At 45.6% G+C, this 5,223-nt stretch carries 7 protein-coding genes; 4 read left to right on the top strand and 3 right to left on the bottom strand.

Translation table 11 applies throughout. The annotated features are described in order from the left end of the window. Positions 1-449: 449 nt before the first annotated feature. From Q0257_RS04205 to Q0257_RS04190, 4 genes are all read left to right on the top strand, one after another. Positions 450-1,301: a hypothetical protein gene (locus tag Q0257_RS04205; protein ID WP_298021933.1), complete on the top strand. Its 852-nt coding sequence runs from the start codon at positions 450-452 to the stop codon at positions 1,299-1,301. Between the two features lie 77 nt (positions 1,302-1,378). After that, on the top strand, positions 1,379-1,993 hold the full coding sequence (locus tag Q0257_RS04200; RefSeq protein WP_005871467.1) for a hypothetical protein: 615 nt from the start codon (positions 1,379-1,381) through the stop codon (positions 1,991-1,993). Between the two features lie 513 nt (positions 1,994-2,506). Beyond that, positions 2,507-2,689 (top strand): hypothetical protein, encoded by a 183-nt coding sequence (locus Q0257_RS04195; RefSeq protein WP_298021930.1) that lies wholly within the window; start codon positions 2,507-2,509, stop codon positions 2,687-2,689. 18 nt (positions 2,690-2,707) lie between these two features. After that, positions 2,708-2,899: a hypothetical protein gene (locus Q0257_RS04190; RefSeq protein WP_297883167.1), complete on the top strand. Its 192-nt coding sequence runs from the start codon at positions 2,708-2,710 to the stop codon at positions 2,897-2,899. Between the two features lie 573 nt (positions 2,900-3,472). Here the strand turns inward: Q0257_RS04190 and Q0257_RS04185 are convergent. The 3 genes from Q0257_RS04185 to Q0257_RS04175 are packed head-to-tail and all read right to left on the bottom strand — an operon-like array spanning position 3,473 to position 5,038. Beyond that, positions 3,473-3,952 carry a hypothetical protein gene (locus Q0257_RS04185; RefSeq protein ID WP_298021926.1) on the bottom strand — a complete coding sequence of 160 codons (480 nt, stop codon included), beginning with the start codon at positions 3,950-3,952 and terminating at the stop codon, positions 3,473-3,475. Next, a complete protein-coding gene (locus Q0257_RS04180) occupies positions 3,952-4,119 on the bottom strand; it encodes a hypothetical protein (RefSeq protein WP_298021923.1) in 168 nt (55 codons plus the stop codon). The genes Q0257_RS04185 and Q0257_RS04180 overlap by 1 nt, the downstream gene beginning before the upstream one ends. Before the next feature lies 1 nt (position 4,120). Next, entirely contained in the window at positions 4,121-5,038 is a 918-nt protein-coding gene (locus tag Q0257_RS04175) for a class I SAM-dependent methyltransferase (RefSeq protein ID WP_298021920.1), read from the bottom strand. Between the last annotated feature and the right edge of the window lie 185 nt (positions 5,039-5,223).

The following is a 5,223-nucleotide window of genomic DNA, read 5'->3' as shown; positions in this document are numbered from 1 at the left end:
CCGAGCGCGAAGCTTTACGTATATATTTTTTGAAAAATTTCAGCTACGACATTAAAGCGTGAAATTTTTTGGTTTTCAGCGTAAAATTTAGACCCGTGGGGTAGCCTGGATAAGGCTAAACGTAAACGAAGCGCAAAGGCGGATGCTGCGCGAGTATTTCGCGGCGAGATTGGGGTTGGGTTTCGAGCAAATTCCACTCACGGCAGTCGCAGATGAGATCGCTCAGTACTCGCAGTAGCCCTCTAAGTAGTCGCAGACAAGCTCGCTCTGTGTCTGAAAAGCCCCATAATTAGTCGCAAAGATCCACATTGTACGTCCGCTTAACGAGGATGATCGCCGCTCGTAGCAACTCGCCTCGCCGCAAGCGCCTCTGCAAATATCCTGCGCTCTTAAACGCGCCGAAAGCGAGGCGGTGATAAAATACAAAAACCATACCGAAAAGGAATTTTATGCGAGACCATGACAAAGGGCCGATCAAAATTATAGACAGAGCGGTTTACTTTCAAAACAATATCGTTCTTTTTCTTTCACTCGGTTGCCTATATAAAATATTCAATCTAGAAGTTGCTCCGTTAAACTTGAAATTTTACACGCATTTTAGTGCCGATTTAGTTATGTTTATCGTAGTGGTCTTTTTATTGTTGCCGGCTACATTACTTTGGCCTATTAAAAGAAAGGGCAGTCCCGCGTATTTTTTATTGGAAAATAATAAAATCAGCTATATAAACGCTTTCGACGATAAGCCTGGATCGCTAAATCAGGCGTTGAATGATTTTTATTTTGTCAAGAAAGAGGAAATAATAAAAATTTGCAATGCCTGCGATATCGATAAAATAAGCTTTTGCATTATATCTGAGTTATACAATAGCTACGGAAGATTTCACTATTTTTCGCCATACGAGCTGTATAAAAAGTCGTCCATAGGGGTACACATAGGAAAGGCTGTATTGTTTTTATATCATACGATAAATTTCATATTATTCATCTTGCCGTTTAAAATTTATATGCTGATAAGAGCGGGCGAGCCTTTGGGTTTAATCCGCAAAAATATCGTGTTAAGGTTCAAAAATAGGAATTACTTCCTTATAAATATATATTCTAGGCGAGATCTGGATGAGATACTAGAGTATTTTAAGCAAAAAGGCGTCCAAATTACAGATAAAGTGGTCTTTATGCCGCAGGCGCAAAATAAAGGCCTGTTTACCGATAAAAATGAAATTTGGAGCGATGATTTCGGAGATACGCAAATTCCAAAAGACACGTTTAAGCGAAAGCTTAGGCGATTTTTTAGCTTGGATTAAAGAGCGATTACGCCCGTTTCAGCGTAAAATTTAGACCCGCGGGGTAGAATTACAAAAATTTTTACACGGAGCAAACAATGAAAAATTTCTTTCTAGCCGCAATAGTTTGCGCGCTATTTAGCGGTTGCGCATATGAAGCGCAGTTTAATCAAAACGCCGACGTAGCGCCGTTTGATGACACTATAAGCGCGACTAACGCCATGCAAAGCGCGCTCATTTATATCCCTAGCGAGCTAATGGGGACGAAAAGCTACGCCGCAAGCTCGAAGCTAGGCAGAGACGATGAGCTTAAAATCGATGTCGGCGAGTTCGTCGCAGGCGAGGCAAAGCGCTTCTTTGGCACCTACCTAAGGCGCGTGAGCGTCACCGACGACGAAAAAGCGTTGCAAGGCAAAGGGCTCGTCATCGCACCCGAGCTTAGCTCATTCGGCTTTGGCTTTTACAGCTCCGACGGCATCGACGTTTCAGCAAAGCCCTACGTGCGCTACAATCTACGTCTAAAAATGTTTAAAAACGGAAAGCCGATCTACAACCAAAATATCGCCGTAAACGAGCGCAACTTCGGCGAGGAGGAATTCTTCGGCGGCGGTCAGGGCTCATACGCGCAGATCGGCGGGATCTTTCAAAAATCGATGGCGAATGATTACGCCGTGCACGCCAGAGAGATTTTGGACGTAATCAACGATAATTAATCGCGCTTACGCCTTTGTGCGTGGTAAGCGACATCTGGTCGATTATTTTTGCCTGCCGTCTTGTGGTAAAATTTGTCGCGGCGATCTTACGGCACGCGCTTGCGGATCGTCGCGCCTAAGCTTTATCGAGCGATATAATTAACATGGCTTTAAAACTCTCATAGACGCGCTTTCTTGCGGTATTTACTCATTTGGGGCATTAGATTTTGATATCGAGTTTGCCAGCACTCTAGGCATCAAATTTAATCCCACAAGTTGCGTAAATTCCGCAAAAATCGCGTTATGAAATTAACTTGGCAGCCCATATTTAAGTGCGGCGAGCCGATAAATTCCGCACCTTGGCATACTGCCTAATTCCATTTTTTAGGGCTAAGCTCCGCAAATAAACTTTTCGCGTTCGCTGCTGTACTTGCATAAAATTCTATGCTCGCGGCACTAAAAATTCGCCCTAAATTTAAAGCACCGATTAATATTAATTTTTATATCATTACTAAATTTTTTAAGGAGAGAATTATGAAAAAGTTTTTATTGCTTCCGTTTGCTTTCGCGGCACTTTTTGCGGCACCAAGCTGCGATAATGTCCAACTCAAAGCGGCCGTGGAAGGTATCAATAAGAGTGCGCCGATGCGAGTCGACGAGATTACCACGTTAACTGGCGCTGAGTGCAAGGATGGCAGCTTTATCTACAACTACTAGCTAAATGACGGCATGGGGATGAAATTTGACAGTGTCGGAAATGATCAAAAAACCGTGATACAAAATGTCATAGATAGCCAAAATAAGCAAATTTTTTGCAATCAGATGAAGGTAATGCATCCGCTAATAAACAGCGCGATATGGAGCTATAAGATAAAAAGTGGCGAAGAATTTATAAGGGTAGAATTTAAGCCTAGCGACTGCAAGTAGGGCTTTCGCGAGATTTAAAATTTAGCGCGGCGTGAGCCTTTGCCTGCTCGCCCGCGCAGCATCCGTTTAAAATTTATCCGCTTCGCTTTTGATTTTGCCTATGCAAAAGCAACATGCTAAAATCTTTGCTTGACTTTTACCGCGCCGCCGCGTATAGCATGACGCATATCAGCGTGTATTTCGCCGTCACAAAGCGCTAAACGCGCCCCGAGTCTTTTAAGCCGCGATCTAATGCGTCAGGTTCTGCCAGTGGCGTTTTTCATTAAAATTTCACTATTTCACGCGGAATTATATCTATGTAGCAGCGCAAACACCGCGTAAAGCTTTCGCGCGAAATTCTATAAGTTACGGAATTTTATTTGAAACAGCATCGTAGATTTTGAGTCAAAATTTTAGGATTTATTACTACGCTGCACCTGCTGCGATGAAATTTTGCTAAATTTCGTTCGCGACCTGCTCGCATAAAATTCTGCGTAAAGCATGAGCTTACTCACAAGCTTACAGAGGTGCCAGCCGCCAATGCACCGCCACACAAAACGCGGCTAATCAAATGCCTCGCTTGGGTTTTAAAATTCACCGTTCGCAGCTATTTTTATCAAGCTTTAGCTGTATCGGCGGCAAGCCCTCTATCTCGTAATTTAGCACCATCGTTTTACCAAGCTCCCACAGGCGTTGCGAGAATTCCGTGCTGCAAAAGCCGGCCTTCGCCTTGGCGAACAGCATCTCTTTTAAAATTTCCGCATCGCCCGCATCCAGCGCGCTAAGGTCTAAATTTGACGAGCTATTTAGCGCGTAATCGTATATGAAGCTACCCTCTTCGCATGCGGCGCCTTTTAAAATCGTAGCATCGTCGATCCTGCGCGGCGCGCCCTCGTTTATCCGCGCTAGCGCATCTCGCACCTGTTTGCTTTCGCAGAAATTTCGCTCTAGCTCGCCGCGTTTTTTCTCCGCATAAAATTCCATCGCCACATTTGCCAAAATTCCGATTCCAAAAAGCACTAGTAAAATTTTAATCGGCTTATTTAGCCACGCGCTTAAGCTTCGCGCGTCCATCATTGCGCCCTTTCGCAGCACAGCAGCGTGTGTCCGACGCCGAGTCCGTCGTGAATTTGCGAAATTTTAAGCCCTGCGCGCTGCGCAAATTTAATCATATCGTCCGAGTGATAAATTTTGCTATTGCCGTTTGCCATCGCGGCGAAATACACGCTGATCTGCGTCATGCTATACGCGGCGGTTTCGTAGCGCTGCCTGTCCCAAAACGGCTCCAAAATATAAAGCCGCGCCTGCTCGCTCATCGACTCCGCCGCGCGCGAGGATGCTTACGATCTGCTCCTCTGCAAAGCAGTCCAAAAACTGACTGAGCCAGATCGCGTCAAAGTCGCGCGGAAAGCGCGTAGCGGGATCTAGCAGATCGGCCGCAAGCCCGTCTATGCGCTCTGCGCCCTGCGCGCCTGCGACGGCGTCTTTCATCATCGAAATTTGCCCCGCAAGATCCATTATCGTGACGCGCACATTTTCGTCGTAGCCTATGCACCGCTTAGCAAAGCGCCCCGTGTTGCCGCCTACGTCTAAAATTTTATCCGTCTTGCGCGAGAAAATGATCTTTAGCGCAGGCTCAAACGCCAAATCCGAATAAAAATGATCAAACGCGAGCCAGCTTTTGCGCACGTGCGGCGGCAGATGCGAAAGCGCCTCGTAGATCGTAGCCCACTGCCCAAAAACCTTTAGCCCCTCGGGTTTGCCCGATTTTAGCGTCTCTTCGAGCCTAAATAGCCCCTCGTAGCACACGTCGTGGATGAAGTTCATATCAACGTCCACCATCTCGTCGGTGAGTAGAAAATATCCCGCCTTACTGAGCCGAAATTTCTCGCCGCACAGCAGCACCGTGCCGATGCTAAGCGAGCTTTCCAAAAGCAGCTTTACGGCGTATTCACTAAGCGAGAGCTTCTTCACGATCTCGCTTATGCTTAGCCCGTCCCGCGCCTCATTAAGTGCGCTTAAAATTCCAAATTTTTTCATCAGTCGCGAGACTTGAAAGACCACCGGCGTAAAGGCGATCTCATTCGCCGTCCGCTGCGCCTCGCCTGCGCTTTGGCGCTCCGCGGCGTAACGATCTAAAAGCTGTTTGGGAAGTTTCATTTTCGATCCTGCTCGTGTAAATTTCGCAAAATTTTAGCAAAAAATTTTAATTTTTCTTGCGCCCGCTAAGAATTTACGCGTATCTTAGAATTTTGCGATGAAATTTTAAAATTCCGTCTTAAAATTTATGGAATTTTAGTTAAAATCCTTTCACCAAAATTTCGCGTAAAAGCTCTGCGAAAATG

Origin of the sequence: uncultured Campylobacter sp., from assembly GCF_938018035.1 — a bacterium.
In the GTDB taxonomy this organism is placed as follows: Bacteria; Campylobacterota; Campylobacteria; order Campylobacterales; family Campylobacteraceae; genus Campylobacter_B.
The sequence above is the reverse complement of the archived record's forward strand: the minus strand, read 5'-3'. Positions and strand labels throughout refer to the sequence as shown.